At 70.3% G+C, this 19,010-nt stretch carries 18 protein-coding genes and 1 pseudogene; 13 read left to right on the top strand and 6 right to left on the bottom strand.

Going from position 1 to position 19,010, the window contains the following annotated elements:
- Window positions 1-56 precede the first annotated feature (56 nt).
- Both OHA19_RS10395 and OHA19_RS10390 read right to left on the bottom strand, forming a co-directional pair.
- The gene (locus OHA19_RS10395; protein ID WP_405717022.1) at window positions 57-1,373 is read right to left on the bottom strand and encodes a D-arabinono-1,4-lactone oxidase; all 1,317 of its coding nucleotides are present in this window, start codon (window positions 1,371-1,373) and stop codon (window positions 57-59) included.
- Window positions 1,336-2,577, bottom strand: a complete 1,242-nt coding sequence (locus tag OHA19_RS10390; RefSeq protein ID WP_405717023.1) for an MFS transporter — start codon at window positions 2,575-2,577, stop codon at window positions 1,336-1,338. Before OHA19_RS10390 ends, OHA19_RS10395 begins: the two co-directional genes overlap by 38 nt.
- 153 nt (window positions 2,578-2,730) lie before the next feature.
- Between OHA19_RS10390 and OHA19_RS10385 the strand changes: the two genes are divergently transcribed.
- On the top strand, window positions 2,731-3,858 hold the full coding sequence (locus OHA19_RS10385) for a ferrochelatase (RefSeq protein ID WP_405717024.1): 1,128 nt from the start codon (window positions 2,731-2,733) through the stop codon (window positions 3,856-3,858).
- A gap of 35 nt (window positions 3,859-3,893) precedes the next feature.
- The gene (locus OHA19_RS10380) at window positions 3,894-4,712 is read left to right on the top strand and encodes an inositol monophosphatase family protein (protein WP_405717025.1); all 819 of its coding nucleotides are present in this window, start codon (window positions 3,894-3,896) and stop codon (window positions 4,710-4,712) included.
- A 115-nt stretch (window positions 4,713-4,827) separates the two neighbouring features.
- Here the strand turns inward: OHA19_RS10380 and OHA19_RS10375 are convergent, their stop codons facing one another.
- Window positions 4,828-5,001 (bottom strand): hypothetical protein, encoded by a 174-nt coding sequence (locus tag OHA19_RS10375; protein WP_164495334.1) that lies wholly within the window; start codon window positions 4,999-5,001, stop codon window positions 4,828-4,830.
- 372 nt (window positions 5,002-5,373) lie between these two features.
- On the opposite strand from OHA19_RS10375, the gene OHA19_RS10370 reads away from it, so the two are divergent.
- From OHA19_RS10370 to OHA19_RS10355, 4 genes are all read left to right on the top strand, one after another.
- Window positions 5,374-6,027, top strand: a complete 654-nt coding sequence (locus OHA19_RS10370; RefSeq protein ID WP_072485872.1) for a response regulator transcription factor — start codon at window positions 5,374-5,376, stop codon at window positions 6,025-6,027.
- Between the two features lie 6 nt (window positions 6,028-6,033).
- On the top strand, window positions 6,034-7,263 hold the full coding sequence (locus OHA19_RS10365) for a sensor histidine kinase (protein WP_405717026.1): 1,230 nt from the start codon (window positions 6,034-6,036) through the stop codon (window positions 7,261-7,263).
- Between the two features lie 404 nt (window positions 7,264-7,667).
- Window positions 7,668-7,964, top strand: coding sequence for a DUF4193 domain-containing protein (locus tag OHA19_RS10360; protein WP_003965732.1), 297 nt, complete (start codon window positions 7,668-7,670; stop codon window positions 7,962-7,964).
- 12 nt (window positions 7,965-7,976) lie between these two features.
- Complete coding sequence (locus tag OHA19_RS10355; RefSeq protein ID WP_405717027.1) at window positions 7,977-8,933, top strand: hypothetical protein; 957 nt, start codon at window positions 7,977-7,979, stop codon at window positions 8,931-8,933.
- A 108-nt stretch (window positions 8,934-9,041) separates the two neighbouring features.
- Here the strand turns inward: OHA19_RS10355 and OHA19_RS10350 are convergent, their stop codons facing one another.
- Entirely contained in the window at window positions 9,042-9,497 is a 456-nt protein-coding gene (locus tag OHA19_RS10350) for a DUF3093 domain-containing protein (protein WP_405717028.1), read from the bottom strand.
- 58 nt (window positions 9,498-9,555) lie between these two features.
- Here OHA19_RS10350 and OHA19_RS10345 point away from each other — a divergent pair, with 58 nt between their 5' ends.
- From OHA19_RS10345 to OHA19_RS10315, 7 genes are all read left to right on the top strand, one after another.
- Window positions 9,556-10,140: a PaaI family thioesterase gene (locus OHA19_RS10345; RefSeq protein WP_405717029.1), complete on the top strand. Its 585-nt coding sequence runs from the start codon at window positions 9,556-9,558 to the stop codon at window positions 10,138-10,140.
- The gene (gene dut, locus OHA19_RS10340) at window positions 10,140-10,673 is read left to right on the top strand and encodes a dUTP diphosphatase (RefSeq protein WP_405717030.1); all 534 of its coding nucleotides are present in this window, start codon (window positions 10,140-10,142) and stop codon (window positions 10,671-10,673) included. Before OHA19_RS10345 ends, dut begins: the two co-directional genes overlap by 1 nt.
- Window position 10,674: 1 nt before the next feature.
- Window positions 10,675-11,439 (top strand): DUF3710 domain-containing protein, encoded by a 765-nt coding sequence (locus OHA19_RS10335; protein ID WP_405717031.1) that lies wholly within the window; start codon window positions 10,675-10,677, stop codon window positions 11,437-11,439.
- Window positions 11,440-11,786: 347 nt separating this feature from the next.
- On the top strand, window positions 11,787-11,876 hold the full coding sequence (kdpF, locus tag OHA19_RS10330; RefSeq protein ID WP_078075662.1) for a K(+)-transporting ATPase subunit F: 90 nt from the start codon (window positions 11,787-11,789) through the stop codon (window positions 11,874-11,876).
- A 7-nt stretch (window positions 11,877-11,883) separates the two neighbouring features.
- Complete coding sequence (gene kdpA, locus OHA19_RS10325; RefSeq protein ID WP_405717032.1) at window positions 11,884-13,548, top strand: potassium-transporting ATPase subunit KdpA; 1,665 nt, start codon at window positions 11,884-11,886, stop codon at window positions 13,546-13,548.
- Window positions 13,545-15,671, top strand: coding sequence for a potassium-transporting ATPase subunit KdpB (gene kdpB, locus OHA19_RS10320; protein ID WP_405717033.1), 2,127 nt, complete (start codon window positions 13,545-13,547; stop codon window positions 15,669-15,671). The genes kdpA and kdpB overlap by 4 nt, the downstream gene beginning before the upstream one ends.
- 23 nt (window positions 15,672-15,694) lie before the next feature.
- The gene (locus OHA19_RS10315; protein WP_405717034.1) at window positions 15,695-16,357 is read left to right on the top strand and encodes a potassium-transporting ATPase subunit C; all 663 of its coding nucleotides are present in this window, start codon (window positions 15,695-15,697) and stop codon (window positions 16,355-16,357) included.
- 60 nt (window positions 16,358-16,417) lie between these two features.
- Here the strand turns inward: OHA19_RS10315 and OHA19_RS10310 are convergent, their stop codons facing one another.
- Window positions 16,418-17,863 (bottom strand): M1 family metallopeptidase, encoded by a 1,446-nt coding sequence (locus OHA19_RS10310; protein WP_405717035.1) that lies wholly within the window; start codon window positions 17,861-17,863, stop codon window positions 16,418-16,420.
- 23 nt (window positions 17,864-17,886) lie between these two features.
- Window positions 17,887-18,443 (bottom strand): annotated as a pseudogene (locus OHA19_RS10305) (M28 family peptidase).
- Between the last annotated feature and the right edge of the window lie 567 nt (window positions 18,444-19,010).

Genomic DNA, 19,010 nt, shown 5'->3' with positions numbered 1-19,010 from the left:
CGCGCCCCGGGCGGGTACGCCTGGGGCGCGCGGGGCCGTCGCGGGCCGGGAAGGACCTACTCGCCCAGGACCCGGCGCAGGTAGTCGTTGGCGAAGAGCCGGTCCGGATCGAGCCGGTCGCGTACCGCGGTGAACTCGCCGAACCGCGGGTACACCCCGGCGAGGTACTCGGCGTCACGGGTATTGACCTTGCCCCAGTGCGGGCGGCCGCCATGGGCGGTCATGATGCGCTCAACCGCCGTGAAGTACGCCTGGTAGGGCGTGCCCTTGTAGAGATGGACGGCGATGTACGCGCTGTCGCGGCCCGAGGCGGTGGAGAGCGCGATGTCGTCCGCGGGGGCGGTACGGACCTCCACCGGGAAGCTGATCCGCAGCGGCGAACGCTCGACCATCGCCTTCACCTCGCGCAGCGCCTCCACGGCGGCCTCGCGCGGCACCGCGTACTCCATCTCCACGAAGCGGACCCGGCGCGGGCTGGTGAAGACCTTGTAGGGGATGTCGGTGTACGTACGGGCCGACAGGGCGCGGCTGGAGAGCTTGGCGATCGAGGGAATGGTGGCGGGCACCGCCCGGCCCAGCGAACAGGCCACCTGGAAGATCCCGTTGGAGAGGAGCTCGTCCTCGATCCAGCCGCTGACCTTTCCGGGCGGGGCGGCGGGGCCGGCGCTGCGGTTGTTGCGCTTGGTGTTGCAGTTCCCGGTGTGCGGGAACCAGTAGAACTCGAAGTGCTCGTTCTCGGCGACCAGCTCGTCGAAGCCGCCCATGACCCGGTCGAAGGTCATCGGCTCCTCACGGGCCGTCAGCAGGAAGACCGGCTCCACGGCGAAGGTGATCGCCGTGATGACACCCAGCGCGCCGAGCCCGATCCGGGCGACGGCGAAGATATCGGCGTTCTCCTTCTTCGAGCAGGTCAGCACCGTGCCGTCGGCGGTGACCAGTTCGAGGGCGCGGATCTGCGCGGATATGGACGCCGAGTCGCGGCCGGTGCCGTGGGTGCCGGTCGAGGTGGCGCCCGCGACCGTCTGCTCCATGATGTCGCCCATGTTGGTGAGCGAGAGGCCCTCGCGGGCCAGCGCGGTGTTCAGCCGCTTCAGCGGGGTGCCGGCCTCGACAGTCACCGTCATCGCCTCGCGGTCGATGTTCCGGATGCCGGTGAGCAGGTCCGGGCGGATCAGTACGCCGTCGGTGGCCGCCGTCGCCGTGAAGGAGTGCCCGGTGCCGACCGGCTTCACCCGCAGACCGTCCTCGGACGCCCGGCGCAGCACCTCGGCGAGTTCCGGTACGGAGGCCGGGGACACGGCCCGTACCGGCCGGGCGGTGACGTTTCCCGCCCAGTTACGCCACGCGTTCGTCGTCGTCCGTGCGTCGGTCATCTTCCGCGCGCCCTTCCATGAGAACCGGCCCGCTGAGCCGGCGATACCCCAGGAACGCCACCGCGGCCGCGAGCGCTCCCGCCACGACGGGCACCGCGTACCCCGCCTCGGCACCCGACGCGTCGACCACCCAGCCGGCGGCCGAGGAGCCGAGCGCCACTCCGACGGCCAGCCCGGTGCTGGTCCAGGTCATGCCCTCGGTCAGTTCGGTGCGCGGTACGTGCTGTTCGACGAGGGCCATGGTGGTGACCATCGTCGGTGCGATGGCGAGACCCGCGACAAAGAGCGCCACGGCCAGGAACGGCAGGTTCCCGGCCAGTTGGAGGGGGATCATACTCACGGCCATCGCGCACACGCCCACCAGCCACCTGGTGGACGCCTTCCCCTTGAGGTGGAGCAGCCCGAAGACCGCTCCGGCCAGACAGGACCCCAGCGCGTACACGGCCAGTACGAGGCTCGCGGCGGCCTTGTGGCCACGCTCCTCGGCGAAGGCCACCGTCACCACGTCGATCGCCCCGAAGATCGCGCCGGTGGCCACGAACGTCACCACGAGCACCTGGAGGCCCCGGGAGCGCAACGCCGTGCCGCCGGTGTGCTGCCGGCGCGGATGCGGGACGGGCTCGGTGGCCCGCTGCGCGGTCAGCCAGAAGACGCCGACCATCAGGAACCCGGCCGCCAGGAGCGGCCCGGCCTCCGGGAACCAGGCGGTGGACAGACCGATCGAGATGATCGGCCCGAAGATGAAGCACACCTCGTCGACGATCGACTCCCACGCGTACGCGGTGTGCAGCTGCCGCGGCGAACCGCGGTAGATCTCCGCCCAGCGCGACCGGATCATCGAACCCACGCTGGGCACACAGCCGGCGCCCGCCGCGAAGACGAAGAGCGTCCAGTCGGCCAGCCGCTGCTGCGCGCAGATCAGCAGCCCGGCCACCGCCGCCAGCGCGACCAGGGTGGCGGGACGCAGGACCCGGCGCTGTCCGTGCCGGTCGACGAGCCGGGAGATCAGCGGTCCGATCACCGCCGCCGACATCGCCAGCGTCGCGGAGAGCGCGCCGGCCAGCCCGTATCGGCCGGTGAGCTGGGAAATCATGGTCACCACACCGATGCCCATCATGGACAGCGGCATCCGGCCGAGGAATCCGGCCGCCGAGAACCCCTTGGTGCCGGGGGCGGCGAATATCGCGCGATAGGGACTGGGCAAGGAGGACTCCGGAACAGCGTGCTCGCACGCGCCTGTAATGCATGAAACCAACCGATACAGCCTACGTTCCGGGCGATCGGTCCGGCAGAGGGGTGGGTTCCGGAGCCGATGTCGGTGGGAGGGCTGTCCGAAGCGGGTGGCAGGATCGGTGTCATGTCCGATCTGCGCGATCCCGCTCCCTACGACGCCCTGCTGCTGCTCTCCTTCGGCGGCCCCGAAGGCCCGGACGACGTGGTTCCGTTCCTGGCGAACGTGACCCGTGGCCGAGGCATCCCCGAGGAGCGGCTGAAGGAGGTCGGCAAGCACTACTTCCTGTTCGGCGGCGTCAGTCCGATCAACGCCCAGAACAGGGCGCTGCTGGACGCCCTGCGCAAGGACTTCGCCGAGCACGGTCTGGATCTTCCGGTGTACTGGGGCAACCGCAACTGGGCGCCGTACCTCACCGACACGCTGCGCGAGATGACCACCGCCGGGCACCGCCGCATCGCCGTCCTCGCCACCAGCGCCTACGCCTCCTACTCCGGCTGCCGCCAGTACCGCGAGAACCTCGCCGAGTCGCTGGCCGCCCTGGCGGCGGAGGGGCTGCCGGTGCCCCGGGTGGACAAGCTCCGGCACTACTTCAACCATCCCGGGTTCGTGGCCCCCATGGTGGACGGCGTCCTCGCCTCCCTGGCCGACCTCCCCGAGGACGTACGGGCCGGGGCGCACCTCGCCTTCACCACGCACTCCATCCCCACCTCCGCCGCCGACACCTCCGGCCCCGTGGCGGCGCACGGCGACGGCGGCGCCTATGTCGCCGAGCACCTCGACGTCGCCCGGCTGATCGTCGACGCGGTGCGCGAGGAGACCGGCATCGAGTACCCCTGGCGGCTCGTCTACCAGTCGCGCAGCGGAGCCCCGCACATCCCGTGGCTGGAGCCCGACATCTGCGACCACCTGGAGGCGCTGCACGCGGACGGTGTGCCCGCCGCGGTGATGGCCCCCGTCGGATTCGTCTCGGACCACATGGAGGTCCTGTACGACCTCGACACGGAGGCCACCGCGAAGGCCGCCGAGCTGGGGCTGCCGGTGCGACGGTCGGCGACCGTCGGCGCCGATCCGCGGTTCGCCGCGGCCGTGCGCGAGCTCGTGCTGGAGCGCGCCGCCACGGAGCGGGGTCAGGGCGGACAGCGGTGCGCGCTGGGCGCGCTCGGACCGAGCCACGATCTCTGCCCGGTCGGCTGCTGCCCGGCCCGGGCCCCGAAGCCCGCCGCAGCGGGGGCCGACAGCCCCTACGCGTAACCGCCCCGTCGTACGCCCACGACCCCTGGAGAGCCGTGACCGACCCGAACCTGTCAGAACTGCTCGCCCTCGCCCTGGAGGCCGCCTCACGCGCGGGCGCGCTGCTCCGTGACGGCCGCCCGGCCGACCTGGGAGTGGCCGCGACCAAGTCCAGCCCGATCGATGTCGTCACCGAGATGGACATCGCCGCCGAGAAGCTGATCACCGGCTTCCTCAGCGAACGCCGCCCGCAGGACGGCTTCCTCGGCGAGGAAGGGTCCAGCGCCGAGGGCAGCAGCGGCGTCCGCTGGGTCATCGACCCGCTCGACGGCACCGTGAACTACCTCTACGGGCTGCCCACCTGGGCCGTGTCCATCGCCGCCGAACGGGACGGTGTGCGGGTCGTGGGCGTGGTGGAGGCCCCGATGCGCCGCGAGACCTACCGGGCGGTGCTCGGCGGCGGGGCGTACGCCGAGGGCGGCGCGTACGGGGACGGCGCCGCGCTGCGCTGCCGGCCCGCGCCACCGCTCGACCAGGCGCTCGTCTCGACCGGTTTCAACTACGTCAGCGACGTCCGTACGCACCAGGCGGCCGTGGCCCAGAAGCTGATCCCGCGGCTCCGTGACATCCGGCGCGGCGGCTCCGCCGCCGTGGACCTCTGCGATGTGGCCGCGGGCCGCCTGGACGGCTACTACGAGCGCGGGCTCCACCCGTGGGACCTGGCGGCCGGTGATCTCATCGCCCGCGAGGCGGGCGCGCACACCGGCGGGCGTCCCGGGCTGCCCGCCGACGGCGAACTGACGGTCGCCGCGACGCCGGGCGTCTTCGAGCCGCTCCAGGCCCTCCTGGAGGAGTTCGGCGCCTGGCACGACTAGGCCCTGTCGTCAAACTGCCGTCTGCCGCGCCTCGGGGCCCGACCAGGTCCGCCCGGCGCGCGAGAAGGGCCCCCGACGTCGGTCACGGCATCGGGGGCCCTTCTTATCGACGTGCTCAGACGCTGGTGGCGCCGATTTCGACGCCGTGCTCGGCGGCGAGGCGGTGAAGGTCGTCCAGCTCGCTCTGCTCGACATCCGCGAGGAAGTCGTCGCCCGTCTCCCGAGCTCTCGTGAGGTCGTACTCGGTGGTCTTGATCCGCTGCAGCAGACCTGCGGTGAAAGCGTCCATAATGCGCCCCCTCATCGTGGGTCGGTGGCACGGGGGTGTGCCCGGGGTTTCCCTCCGCACGGAGGCGGTAGGGCGGGTGATCACGCGCTCTCCGGGGACGGAGTGGCCTGTGGCACGCCACATTCAAGGCGTGATCTCGGGTGTGAATGCGTCCTCCCCGGGCCGGAACCCGGGGAAACCTCAACTGGCCCGAAAATCCGGCGAATTCTGCCGAGTCCCAGGTCGCGCAGCGTCGTCTTACCGCCGGTTTATGCGCGTTGCGGGCAGGATGGTGCCGGACACACCCGTGCCGACGGGCGTCCGGACCACGGACCGTGGGCACTCCGGGACGTTCTGCAGTTTCTACGTAGGTTTCTAAGGAAGGACAGCGCCGTGCGCGTACTCGTCGTGGAGGACGAGCAGCTGCTCGCCGATGCGGTGGCCACCGGATTGCGCCGGGAGGCCATGGCCGTCGATGTCGTGTACGACGGTGCGGCGGCCCTGGAGCGCATCGAGGTCAACGACTACGACGTCGTGGTGCTGGACCGGGACCTCCCCCTGGTCCACGGCGACGACGTCTGCCGTCGGATCGTCGAGCTGGGCATGCCCACCCGAGTGCTGATGCTCACCGCGTCCGGCGACGTCAGCGACCGCGTCGAGGGCCTGGAGCTGGGCGCCGACGACTACCTGCCCAAGCCGTTCGCCTTCAGCGAGCTCACCGCGCGGGTGCGGGCGCTCGGCCGGCGTACGACGGTGGCCCTGCCGCCCGTCCTGGAGCGGGCCGGCATCAAGCTCGACCCCAACCGGCGCGAGGTCTTCCGGGGCGAGACGGAGGTCCAGCTCGCACCGAAGGAGTTCGCCGTGCTGGAGGTCCTGATGCGCAGCGAGGGCGCGGTCGTCTCGGCCGAGCAGCTGCTGGAGAAGGCCTGGGACGAGAACACCGACCCGTTCACCAATGTCGTCCGGGTGACGGTCATGACGCTGCGCCGGAAACTCGGCGAGCCACCGGTGATCGTCACCGTGCCCGGTTCCGGCTACCGGATCTGACGGCCGATGCCCACCGCCCCCGCGCCGCCGACGGCGCCCCCGAAGCCCACCTGGGAGCCCAAACAGCAGGAGCCCCCCTACTGGCTGCGCCCGACCATCCGGATACGGCTCACGCTGCTCTACGGCGGCATGTTCCTGATTGCCGGAATCCTGCTGCTGTCGATCATCTACATGCTGGCCGCGCAGGCCCTGCACGTGGGCAGCGAGCTGCCGTTCGAGATCGTCAACGGGCAGGTCACCAGCGATGTCTGCAACCTGCCCGAGAAGGCATCTCCGAAAGCCTTCAACGCGGCGATGAACTCCTGCGTCAACCACCAGCGGCAGCAGGCGCTCGACACGCTCCTGAACCGCTCGCTGCTGGCCCTGGTCGGGCTGAGCGTCATCGCCTTCGCCTTCGGTTACGCGATGGCCGGGCGCGTGCTCTCGCCGCTGGGCCGGATCACCCGCACCGCCCGCCGGGTGGCCGGAACCGACCTGTCCCGCCGGATCGAGCTGGACGGCCCGGACGACGAGCTGAAGGAGCTCGCCGACACCTTCGACGAGATGCTCGACCGCCTGGAGCGGGCCTTCACCGCCCAGCAGCGGTTCGTCGGCAACGCGTCGCACGAGCTGCGCACGCCGCTCGCGATCAACCGCACGCTGCTGGAGGTCCACCTGTCCGACCCCCAGGCCCCGCCGGAGCTGAAACAGCTCGGCAAGACCCTGCTGGCCACCAACGAGCGCAGTGAGCAGCTGGTCGAGGGCCTGCTGCTGCTGGCCCGCAGTGACAACCAGATCGTCGAGCGCAAACCGGTCGACCTCGCGGAGGTCGCCTCACGGGCGATCGACCAGACTCGCGGCGAGGCCGAGGAACGTGGTGTGGAGATCCGCGGCGGGCGGGCCCCCGCCGTCGTCCAGGGCAATGGCGTCCTGCTGGAGCGGATCGCGCTGAACCTCGTGCAGAACGCCGTGCGCTACAACGTCCCGGCGGACGGCTGGGTGGAGGTCACCACCGAGCTCCAGGGCGGCCAGGCGCTGCTGGTGGTCTCGAACACCGGCCCCGTGGTGCCGGCGTACGAGATCGACAACCTCTTCGAGCCCTTCAGACGGCTGCGTACGGAGCGAACGGGCAGCGACAAGGGGGTCGGGCTCGGCCTGTCGATCGCGCGGTCCGTGGCGCGCGCTCACGGTGGCCGTATCATCGCGGAGCCCCGGGAAGGCGGTGGCCTTGTGATGCGCGTCTCGCTACCCGTCTGAGAGGTCGGGTGGAGCGATCCGGGCACGAATTATTTTGTTCGCTTTGAGCGGAATTTTCGGGACCTGCGCCCGGATCGTCCGTGTGTGATCGATCACAGGAGCGAATTTCCGACCGTCAACGCTCCGTGACCAGGGGCTCCCCCGGAAAACCCGCAAAAGTCGGGGTTTTCGGGGCCCGATATCACGGGAAGTACACGGGGTGGCGCCCGTGGAGCGCGACACCGGGACCGTGTACGGTCCCCATCGCCACCCAAGCCGGCCACTCCTGAGCGGCCCTTTTGGGTGTCGATTGAGTAACAGACCTTGATGTGAGGCAAAATCTCCGCCTCGGGTCGGGCACAAGTCCGGCCTCTCACGCGTTACGTGCGCTGAGACACCGCAGACACCCAGAGGGGGAGAGCGACATGGCAACGGATTACGACACCCCACGCAAGACCGATGACGACGTCGACCAGGACAGCCTCGAAGAACTCAAGGCTCGCCGGAGCGACAAGACGGCGTCCGCCGTCGACGTCGACGAATTCGACGCGGCCGAAGGACTGGAGCTGCCCGGCGCAGACCTTTCCAACGAAGAACTGGCCGTGAGGGTCCTGCCCAAGCAGGCCGACGAGTTCACGTGCATGAGCTGCTTCCTCGTGCATCACAGGAGCCAGCTGGCACGCGAGAAGAACGGCCAGCCGATCTGCCGCGACTGCGACTAGGTCGCACCGACCGTGGCAGGCGACACACCGTTCCGGAAACGGCGCTTGCGGCGCAAGAGGTCGTCGGAGGCGTATCAGGGCGGCACAGGCCCGGCAGAAGGCGTGACAGCGTCTGCCGAGCGGTCCGCCCTGCCACCCTCCCCGGGCGAGCGGGATGACGAGCGAGGCCGGCCGGCCTCGCTCGAAGCGGTCGTCGCGGCGATCGAAGAAGTCGACGCGGCCGATAGGGCCGGACAGGTCGACAGGACGGAGCCCGTGACCGGGGCAGGCCGTCTGAGTTCAGTGAAACGGGGCGTGCGCAAGGGCGGGGAGAGTGCCAAGGCGGCGGTCGGTCATATCGCCGACCTGATCATCGAGAACGCTCCCCGCATCCCTGTGCGCGATCTGGCAACCCTGCGCAAGCAGTTCCCCGGGCTCGGCCCGGAGGAGCTCGCCGACAAACTCATCGCAGGCGCGAGCAAGGGCACCGCCACCGTCGGCGCCGGAATCGGCGCGGCGGCGATGCTGCCCGTACCGCCCGCCATGCTCGCCGAGCTGGCGGCGGAGATCACCGGTGTGGCCGCGATAGAGATGAAGCTCGTCGCCGAGCTGCACGAGGTCTACGGACAGCGCCCGCCGGGCGGCCTCGGCCAGCGTTCCACCGCCTACCTCACGTCCTGGACGGAGGAGCGCGGAATCGATGTCGCGCACCCCGCGACGGTCAACGCCGCGCTGGGCGGCCAGATGAAGCGCGAGCTGCGCCAGCAGATCACGAAGCGCATGGCACGCGATCTGCCGAACCTGGTCCCGTTCCTGATCGGCGCGGCCGTCGGCGCCATGATGAACCGGCGCGACACCAGAAAGCTCGCCGAACGGGTCAGGAAGGACCTGCGCAAGCGCCAGATCCCCTGGGACCGGCTCCCCGAGCTGCCTCCGCTGGAGCGGCAGCTGGGCCCGAGCACGGCCCTGCCGGGAGAGCTGGAGGCATAAGGGCTGCCGTCCGCCGCGAGGCGTCCGGTGGTGCGCACGCTCGGCAGCCCTGGGGCCTGTGAACGGCCCTGACGGCTCCGCCGAGGGCCTGGGCACCCCCTGCTCCGGTCAGGCGCGTACGGCCGTGAGCGCCGCCACCAGGGCCTGCGGCTCGCGGGTCGAGAGATAGACGTATGGGGTCGGGTCCTGCGGGTCGGTGATCTCCACCCGGACCGCCGTCGGGATGTAGCTGCGCAGCAGCATGAACGCCCGGGTGTCCGCCTTGTACGAGCGCCACGCGCGCGCTTCCTCCTCGTCCAGCACCTCGGCCTCGCCGAGCGCCGTCACGGGGATCCGCGCGTCGCCGGCGACCAGGGCGCCCGCCACGACCCGGATCCTGGCCGAGCCGTAGGAGCTCACCGCGACCGCCGACAGGGCCGTGCCGCCCACCAGGCCGGCCAGCAGCGGCAGGGTGCCGAGCGGCAGCAGCATCAGCGCACAGGCGATGCCGACCAGAAGGGCGATGAGCCACCACGAACGGGGTGCGGTCAGTCGTTCGTCGAAAGGCGGGGTGGAAGGCTGCATGAACCCAAGCTTGGCACGGTGCGACCCGCGGGTAGCCGCGCGGGTAAGGTCTGCGCCTGTGAGTGGAACATCTGCGGCTCTGAAGCCCCCGGCCGACGCGGTGAAACCGGTCCGGCACCCCGAAGCCCCCGCCCCCGGCGAACTCCTCGGCGCGCACTACGAACACTGTTTCGGCTGCGGCGACGGGCAGCAGCACGGGCTGCACCTCCAGGCGCGGGCCGGTGACGGCGTCAGCGTCACCGCCGAGTTCACGGTGAAGGCCGCCCATCAGGGCGCCCCGGGGCTGGCGCACGGCGGCATTCTGACCACAGCGCTGGACGAGACGCTCGGCTCGCTGAACTGGCTCCTGCGGGTGATCGCCGTGACCGGCCGGCTGGAGACCGACTTCGTGCGTCCGGTGCCGGTGGACACCGTGCTGCACCTCGACGCCGAGATCACCGCGGTCCACGGCCGGAAGATCTACTCCCGGGCGACCGGCCGGATCGGCGGCCCGGACGGGCCCGTGGCGGTCCGGGCCGAGGCCCTCTTCATCGAGGTCAAGGTCGACCACTTCATCGAGAACGGCCGCCCGGCCGAGATCCAGGCGGCGATGGCCGACCCGGACCAGGTCAGGCGCGCCCGTGCCTTCGAGGTGAACCCCTGATGCGCCGGCCCGTGGACGTACTGATCCGCCGGGTCGATCCGGACGTGCCGATTCCGGACTACGGACACCCGGGCGACGCCGGGGCGGATCTCGTGACCACCGAGGCCGCCGAACTGGCCCCCGGCGAGCGGGCGGTGCTGCCCACCGGGGTCTCGATCGCGCTGCCCGACGGATACGCCGCGTTCGTGCACCCGCGCTCCGGCCTCGCCGCACGCTGCGGAGTCGCCCTGGTGAATGCCCCGGGGACGGTTGATGCCGGGTACCGTGGAGAGATCAAGGTGATCGTCATCAACCTCGACCCGCGAGAGCCCGTGCGGTTCGAGCGGTTCGACCGGATTGCCCAACTGGTCGTCCAGCAGGTCGAGAAAGTGAGCTTCCACGAGGTGGCGGAGCTGCCCGGCTCGGCCCGCGGCGAGGGAGGCTTCGGATCCACCGGAGGGCATGCTTCCGGTGATGTCGATGGCGTCAGGGGCGGGATTACCCAGGGCGGGAACAGCTACGCTTCGGTCGTACCCGACCGGGAAGGACAGTGACGTGTTCGGACGTCGCAAGAAGAGTGGTTCCGCCGAGGACGTGGCGGACGAAGCGCGCGAGGCCGAGCAGGTCGTCGACGAGCTCGATGACACCGACAGCGGCTCGCGTCGGGTGAACCTCCCGCCGGCGCCTCGGCCGGACGGGCCGTGGGACGTCTCCGAGGTCTCCCAGCCCGCCGAGGGCCGGGTCGACCTGGGCGGCATCTTCGTGCCCGGCGTCGAGGGCATGGAACTGCGCGTCGAGGTGGCCGGTGACGCGATCGTCGCCGCGACCGTGGTGCTGCGCGACAGCGCCGTCCAGCTCCAGGCCTTCGCCGCGCCCAAGAAGGAGGGCATCTGGGGCGAGGTCCGCGAGGAGATCGCCTCCGGCATCACCCAGCAGGGCGGGATCATCGACGAGGTCGAGGGCCCGCTGGGCTGGGAGCTGCGTGCCCAGGTCCCCGTACAGCTCCCGGACGGGGCGAATGGCGTGCAGCTGGTGCGCTTCGTCGGCGTCGACGGTCCGCGCTGGTTCCTGCGCGGAGTGATCTCCGGCCAGGGCGCCGTGCAGCCGGAGGCCGCCGGGCTGCTGGAGACGATCTTCCGGGACACCGTGGTCGTCCGGGGCGAGGGTCCTATGGCGCCGCGCGATCCGATCGTCCTCAAGCTGCCCGACGATGCCCAGATGGTCCCCGAAGGGGTCCAGCAGGAGAGCCAGGAGGGCTCGAAGTTCTCCGGTGGCATGGGACAGCTCCAGCGCGGCCCCGAGATCACCGAGGTGCGCTGAGCGGGTCCGGGCAGCCGCCCGGCACAGCTTCGGCCGGTGGGCCGTATCCCCTTGCGAGGGGGTGCGGCCCACCGGCCGTTCTGCGTACGGGGCGGTTTCCGGACAGCGCGCAGAGGGAGCGCGTATGGGGCGCGTATGGGGCACGTATATGCGCCGTCAAGGGCCCGCCGTTCTCCGTAAGGAAGCCATCAACGCAGGCCAGGAGGGTCGCGGCGGGAGGTTTGCTCAAGAGGTCCGAGAAATCCGTACCTCATCTAGGAGCACACGATGGCCGATGTGGCCTTCGTCGTCACCACGATCGCGGTCTTCGCACTGGTGGCTCTCGTCGCCAAGGGGGTGGCGAAGCTGTGACTGCCGAGAACATCGTCGGTCTGGTAGTGGCCGTCGCCCTGCTGGGCTATCTCGTCCTCGCCCTTCTGTACCCGGAGAGGTTCTGAGCGCGATATGAGCCCCGTCCTCGCTGGTGTGCTCCAGGTCCTCGCGCTCGTGGTGGCGCTGGGGCTGGCGTACCGTCCGCTCGGCGACTACATGGCCGGCGTCTACTCCTCGACGAAGCACCTCCGGGTCGAGAAGTGGATGTACAAGGCCGTCGGAGCCGACCCGAACACGCAGATGCGCTGGCCCGCGTACCTGCGCGGAGTGCTCGCCTTCTCCGCGGTGAGCGTCCTCTTCCTCTATCTGCTGCAGCGGCTCCAGGGCTCGCTGCCCGGCTCGCTCGGCTTCGCGTCGATCGACCCGGACCAGGCGTTCAACACGGCGGCGTCGTTCGTCGCCAACACCAACTGGCAGTCGTACTACGGCGAACAGGCCATGGGCCACGTCGTGCAGACCGGCGGCCTCGCCGTGCAGAACTTCGTCTCGGCCGCCGTCGGCATGGCCGTGGCGGTGGCCCTCGTACGCGGCTTCGCCAGGTCCCGCACCGGAGAACTCGGCAACTTCTGGTCCGACCTGGTGCGCGGCACCGTACGGATCCTGCTGCCGATCGCCGTGGTCGGCGCGCTGCTGCTGGTGGCCTGCGGCGCGATCCAGAACTTCGCCGGCATCCACGAGGTCGGGCAGTTCATGGGCGGCTCGCAGCAGTGGAACGGCGGCGCCGTGGCCTCCCAGGAGGCCATCAAGGAGCTGGGCACGAACGGCGGCGGCTACTTCAACGCCAACTCGGCCCACCCGTTCGAGAACCCCAATGGGCTGTCCAACCTGCTGGAGATCTTCCTGATCCTGGTCATCCCCTTCGCGATGACGCGGACCTTCGGCCGGATGGTCGGCTCGCTCAAGCAGGGTTACGCGATCCTCGCGACGATGGGCGTCATCTGGCTGGGCTTCACCACCCTGATGATGTGGACCGAATTCGCCCACCACGGGCCCGCGTTCGAGATCGCGGGCGGGGCGATGGAGGGCAAGGAGACCCGGTTCGGGATCGCCGGCTCGTCGATCTTCGCGGTGGCCACGACGCTCACCTCCACCGGTGCGGTGAACTCCTTCCACGACTCGTACACGGGATTCGGCGGCGGGATCACGATGCTGGGCATGCAGCTCGGCGAGATCGCGCCCGGAGGTGTCGGTTCCGGCCTCTACGGCATGCTCGTCATGGCGATCATCGCGGTGTTCATCGCCGGGCTGATGGTCGGCCGCACGCCGGAGTACCTGGGGAAGAAGATCGGCACCCGGGAGATCAAGCTCGCGGCCTGCTACATCCTGATCACCCCGGCTCTGGTGCTCTGCTTCACCGCCGCCGCGATGGCGCTGCCCACCCCGCCCCACTCGATGACCAACACCGGCGCACACGGATTCTCCGAAATCCTCTACGCCTACACCTCGGGCGCGAACAACAACGGTTCGGCGTTCGCCGGGCTCAACGCGGACACGCAGTGGTTCAACACCACGATCGGTCTCGCGATGCTGCTCGGCCGGTTCCTGCCGATGGTGTTCATCCTGGCGCTGGCCGGCTCGCTCGCCGAGCAGAAACCCGTACCGGCGACCGTGGGAACCCTGGGCACGCACAAGCCGCTGTTCAGCGGACTGCTGGTCGGCACGATCCTGATCATCACCGGGCTGACCTACTTCCCGGCCCTGGCGCTGGGGCCGCTGGCCGAAGGGCTGGCGTCATGACCACTCGTACGGAGCAAGAGGACTCGATGTCCACTGTCACCCCCACCCGGGCACCGCACCAGGACGCGCCCACGGGTCACCAGAGCGAAGGGCGCGTCGGCGCGGGCCTGTTCGATCCCGCGCAGCTGATCCGGTCCTTCCCCGACGCCGTACGCAAGCTCGACCCCCGGGTGATGGTCAAGTCCCCGGTCATGTTCGTCGTGCTGATCGGTTCGGTGTTCACCACCGTGCTGGCGTGCCTGGACCCGGGGGAGTGGTTCGGCTGGGCGATCGCGGCCTGGCTCTGGCTGACCACGATCTTCGCCAACCTGGCGGAGGCGGTCGCCGAGGGCCGCGGCAAGGCGCAGGCCGACACGCTGCGCAAGGCCAAGACCGACACCGTCGCCCGGCGGCTGATCGGCAGGAACGAGGAGCGGGTGCCCGGCACCGAGCTGCGCGTCGGCGACCTGGTGGTCTGCGAGGCCGGTGACATCATCCCCGGCGACGGAGACGTCGTCGAGGGCGTCGCGAGCGTCGACGAATCGGCGATCACCGGCGAGTCCGCGCCCGTCATCCGGGAGTCCGGCGGTGACCGCAGCGCCGTCACCGGGGGTACGAAGGTGCTCTCCGACCGCATCGTCGTCAAGATCACCACCAAGCCCGGCGAGACGTTCATCGACCGGATGATCGCCCTGGTCGAGGGCGCCGCCCGGCAGAAGACGCCCAACGAGATCGCGCTGAACATTCTCCTCGCGTCCCTCACCATCGTCTTCCTGCTCGCCGTCGTCACCCTCCAGCCCTTCGCGATCTACGCCGGGCAGCGGCAGTCGATGATCGTGCTGACCGCGCTGCTGGTCTGCCTGATCCCGACGACGATCGGCGCACTGCTCTCCGCGATCGGCATCGCCGGCATGGACCGCCTCGTGCAGCGCAATGTCCTCGCCATGTCGGGGCGGGCCGTCGAGGCCGCCGGTGACGTGTCGACACTGCTGCTCGACAAGACCGGCACCATCACGCTCGGCAACCGGCAGGCCGCCGAGTTCGTACCCGTCAAGGGCACGACGGAGGCCGAACTGGCCGACGCGGCCCAGCTCTCCTCGCTGGCCGACGAGACGCCGGAGGGCCGCTCGATCGTCGTGCTCGCCAAGGAGAAGTACGGGCTGCGCGAGCGCCACCAGGGTGAGCTGCGGCAGGCCGAGTGGGTCGCGTTCACCGCCCAGACGCGCATGTCCGGCGTCGACGTGGACGGGCGCAAGGTCCGCAAGGGCGCCACCGGCTCGGTCCTCGCCTGGGTCGAGGAGCGCGGCGGCACCGTCGCGCAGGAGGCGCAGGCACTCACCGACAGGATCTCCGAGGCGGGCGGCACACCGCTGCTGGTGGCCCTGGAGGACGGGCGGGGGGCCCGGGTCCTCGGTGTCATCCACCTCAAGGACGTCGTCAAGGAGGGCATGCGGGAGCGGTTCGACGAGCTGCGCCGGATGGGCATCCGTACGGTCATGATCACCGGCGACAACCCGCTGACCGCGAAGGCCATCGCCGATGAGGCCGGCGTCGACGACTTCCTCGCCGAGGCCACGCCCGAGGACAAGATGGCCCTCATCAAGCGGGAGCAGGCGGGCGGCAAGCTCGTCGCGATGACCGGGGACGGCACGAACGACGCCCCGGCGCTCGCCCAGGCGGATGTCGGCGTGGCCATGAACACCGGCACCTCGGCCGCCAAGGAGGCCGGGAACATGGTGGACCTGGACTCCAACCCCACGAAGCTGATCGAGATCGTCGAGATCGGCAAGCAGCTGCTCATCACCCGTGGCGCCCTGACGACGTTCTCGATCGCCAACGACGTCGCGAAGTACTTCGCGATCATCCCCGCGATGTTCGCGGTGGTCTATCCGGGCCTGGACAAGCTCAACATCATGCAGCTGTCCTCGCCCCAGTCCGCGATCCTGTCGGCAGTGATCTTCAACGCGCTGATCATCGTCGCGCTGGTGCCGCTCGCCCTGAAGGGCGTGCGCTACCGGCCCAGCAGCGCCGACTCGATGCTCCGGCGCAACCTCGGGATCTACGGACTCGGCGGTCTGGTCGCCCCGTTCATCGGCATCAAGATCATCGACATGGTCATCTCCCTCGTACCCGGGCTGAACTGAATTTAGGAATCGGCTGACCTGCCATGAACAACTCCCTGACAAACACAGCCCGGTTGCTCTGGGCCGGGCTGCGCGCCCTGCTCGTCCTCACCGTCGTCTGCGGCGTGCTCTACCCGCTCGCCGTCACCGGCGTCGCCCAGGGCGTCTTCCCCCACCAGGCCAACGGCTCCGAGATCACCGCGAACGGCAAGGTCGTCGGCTCCGAACTCATCGGCCAGCGCTACGACCTGCCGCTGAAGAAGGGGCAGGAGACCGCGGCCCCGGACCTCAAGTGGTTCCAGCCGCGCCCCTCCAACGGCCTGGGCACCAACAGCGTCAACAACCAGTACAAGCTGATCCTCTCCGGTGCGACCAACCGCTCCGGCGACAACAAGGAACTCATCGACTGGGTGACGGCCGCCAAGGCCGCCGTGGTCAAGGACAACTCCGTCCCCGGCCACCCGGTCAGCTCCTCGGACGTGCCGGCCGACGCCGTCACCTCCTCCGGCTCCGGCCTCGACCCGGCCATCTCCCCGGCGTACGCGCAGCTCCAGGTGCGCCGGGTGGCCGAGCGGAACCACCTCTCCGTCGGCCAGGTGGAGAAGCTCGTCGAGCAGCACACGGACGGCCGGATCCTGGGCTTCGTGGGGGAGCCGAGGGTCAATGTCCTCCAGCTCAACATCGCCCTCGGGGAACTGGTGAAGTGAGGGCCGAGGAAGCCGCGTGGCGGGGCGCCGGGGCCCGACCCGGCGCCCCGCCACGCCTGTTCACCGGGCCGGGGTGCCCAGGGTGCCGGGGTACAGGTACTTCCGCGGCGGGACCACCGTGCCGTCCACCCACGCCGCGAAGAAGCCCTTGAGGTCCTTGCCCGAGACCTTCGCCGCCAGCTCCTCGAACTGCCGGAACGAGGCATTGCCGTACGCGTGCTCGCGGGTCCAGGTCCGCAGCGTCCGGAAGAACGCCTCGTCGCCCACCGTGCGGCGCAGGGCGTGCAGCATCAGCGAGCCCTTGGAGTACAGGGCCGGGTCCAGCTCCCGGCCCGGTCCCGGGTCGTAGAGCCTGACGGACCAGAACGACGGGTCGTCGGCGTACTCCTCCACCTCGGACCGGTAGTAGTCCCGGTCCAGGTCGGCGCCCTTGTGCTCCTCCCACAACTGCCCCGCGTACTGGGCGAAGCACTCGGCGACGCAGCCGTCCCGCCAGTCCTTGAACGAGACGCTGTCACCGAACCACTGGTGGGTGTTCTCGTGGACCATCGAGGCGTCGAAGAGCATGGCGCCGTAGGTGGGGCGGCTCTGTGTCTCCAGGGCGAGGGGGCCGTCGGAAGGTCCTTCGGCGGCCCCGACGACGATGGCGCCCGCGGAGGAGAACGGGTACGGGCCGAACTTCGCGGCCAGGAAGTCCAGGATCTCCGTCTGCTGGGCCTCCGCCTCGGCGTCGATGACGGCATCCGGGCTGTACGCCGTGATGACCGGTGTCCCGGCGGCGGTCCGGCCGCGGTGGACGGTGAACCGGTCGATGGCGACCGTGCTGAGGTAGGTGGCCATCGGCCGGTTCTCGAACCAGCGGAAGGTCCTGCTGCCGTCCTTGACGCTCGAAGGGCCGGGCAGGCCGTTGCCGATGGCCGTCCAGCCGTTGGGGACCGTCGCCGTGAGGGCGAAGGTGGCCTTGTCGGACGGGTGGTCGTTGGCGGGGTACCAGGAGGTCGCGGAGTGCGGTTCGCCCGCCACGTTCGCGCCGCCGGTCCGCAGCGTGTGCCAGCCCTCGGGGTCGGGTCGGCCCGCATACTTCACCCGGGTCCTGAAAGTGGTGCCCTTGGCCACCGGGCGGGCCGGGGTGATGACCAGTTCATGGGCGCCGGAACGGGAGACCGCCTTCGCCGGGACGCCGTCGACCTCGACCGATGCGACGGTGAAGCCCTTGAGGTCCAGGCTGAACCGGTCCAGACGGGTCAGGGCGCGGGCGGTGACGGTGGTGTCGCCGTCGAGCCGGTCGGTGTGCGCCGGGTCGTAGGCGATGCGGACGTCGTAGTGGGAGACGTCGTACCCGGGATTGCCGTCGTCGGGGAAGTACGGGTCGCCGAGACCCGGTGCGCCGGTGGTGGCCGAGGCGGGAACGGCGGCCGAGGCGGGGAGCGCGGTCAGTACGATGCCGCTCACGACGGCGGCCGCGAGGGCGGCGGTTGTGCGGCGGTGGTTCGGCAGTCTGCGCATGTCTCGATTCCTGGGGCGGCCGGTCAGTGCCGGGGTGTGGTGGCGGCGAGTTTCCACAGCACGCCGACGAGGGCGTCGGTGCTGGTCCGTTCCGTCTCCGGATCCACGTTGGAGAGGTCGTCGCACGCCTCGTGGATGCAGTCCGAGATGCCGGTGCTGAAGCCGGAGGACGGGATGCCCGCGTTGCCGAACGACTCGTGGTCCGAGCCGCCGACGCCGATGTCGAAGGTGGGGATGTCCCGCTCGGCGAACCATGCCTCGAACGCCTGCTGGGCCTCCGTCTCACCGTGCTCGTCGTCGTGGATCACGAGCCACTGCCGGGTGTTCCTGCTGCCTGCCTGATCGAAGTTGAGGTAGACGTCGATCCTGCGGCGCTCGGCGGCGGAGAGCTTCCTGACGTACTCCGCCGAGCCGATCAGCCCGGCTCCTCGGCGCCCCACCACGCGAACCGCAGGTGCCGTTCGGGCTTCAGGCCGGTCCTGGCCACCTGGAGTGCGGTGGCCAGGACCGCGGCCGACCCCGAGCCGTTGTCGTTGATCCCCGGACCCTCCTTCACGCTGTCGAGGTGGGCGCCGGTCATCAGCACATGGTCCGGGTCGCCGCCCGGCCAGTCGGCGATCAGGTTGTTGCCTGCGGCGCCGTCATGGGTGAAGGGGACCAGCTTCGTACGGAATCCGGCCCGGTCCAGGGCGCGTTTCACGTACGCCACCGACTCCGCGTACCCCTTAGTGCCGTGCGCGCGGTTGCCGCCGTTGCGGTCCGCGATGCGCTGGAGGGCGCGCAGGTGGGGCATGACCTGCTGCTCGGAGACGGTGGGGGCGGTAGGGGCCGTGGGGGACCGGGTGTCCGCGGTGGCGGCGGGGACCGCGGACAGGGTCAGGGATACCCCGAGAACCGCGGCCGCCAGCCGGGGAAGGCTCCTGCGTGACGTCATACGCACCCTTTCGAGACGGTCCGGACGGTCAGGACGGGGCGCTCGCCCCGCCGGCCCGGACGTCGGCCAGGCTGGTCGGCCGGTGTCAGAAAGTTGTCGTGAAGTTGTCGGGAAGCGGTAGCACTTCGCAGGGCGGCGCGGCACGGCCGCCACATCGGCGTCCGGTCGGCCGGGGGCCGACAGCCGTCGGCCATTGTCCAGCGCTGTGCGCAT

Source organism: Streptomyces sp. NBC_00012 (genome assembly GCF_045040875.1).
Taxonomy (GTDB): domain Bacteria; phylum Actinomycetota; class Actinomycetes; order Streptomycetales; family Streptomycetaceae; genus Streptomyces.
The sequence above is the reverse complement of the archived record's forward strand: the minus strand, read 5'-3'. Positions and strand labels throughout refer to the sequence as shown.

Bases quoted from the DNA above. Each gene is read 5' to 3' on its own strand.
- OHA19_RS10375 (WP_164495334.1), bottom strand. From the start codon at position 5,001: ATGGACGCTTTCACCGCAGGTCTGCTGCAGCGGATCAAGACCACCGAG.
- OHA19_RS10360 (WP_003965732.1), top strand. From the start codon at position 7,668: ATGGCAACGGATTACGACACCCCACGCAAGACCGATGACGACGTCGAC.
- dut (WP_405717030.1), top strand. From the start codon at position 10,140: ATGCGCCGGCCCGTGGACGTACTGATCCGCCGGGTCGATCCGGACGTG.
- OHA19_RS10395 (WP_405717022.1), bottom strand. From the start codon at position 1,373: ATGACCGACGCACGGACGACGACGAACGCGTGGCGTAACTGGGCGGGA.
- OHA19_RS10350 (WP_405717028.1), bottom strand. From the start codon at position 9,497: ATGCAGCCTTCCACCCCGCCTTTCGACGAACGACTGACCGCACCCCGT.
- OHA19_RS10310 (WP_405717035.1), bottom strand. From the start codon at position 17,863: ATGCGCAGACTGCCGAACCACCGCCGCACAACCGCCGCCCTCGCGGCC.
- kdpB (WP_405717033.1), top strand. From the start codon at position 13,545: ATGACCACTCGTACGGAGCAAGAGGACTCGATGTCCACTGTCACCCCC.
- OHA19_RS10365 (WP_405717026.1), top strand. From the start codon at position 6,034: ATGCCCACCGCCCCCGCGCCGCCGACGGCGCCCCCGAAGCCCACCTGG.
- OHA19_RS10315 (WP_405717034.1), top strand. From the start codon at position 15,695: ATGAACAACTCCCTGACAAACACAGCCCGGTTGCTCTGGGCCGGGCTG.
- OHA19_RS10385 (WP_405717024.1), top strand. From the start codon at position 2,731: ATGTCCGATCTGCGCGATCCCGCTCCCTACGACGCCCTGCTGCTGCTC.
- kdpA (WP_405717032.1), top strand. From the start codon at position 11,884: ATGAGCCCCGTCCTCGCTGGTGTGCTCCAGGTCCTCGCGCTCGTGGTG.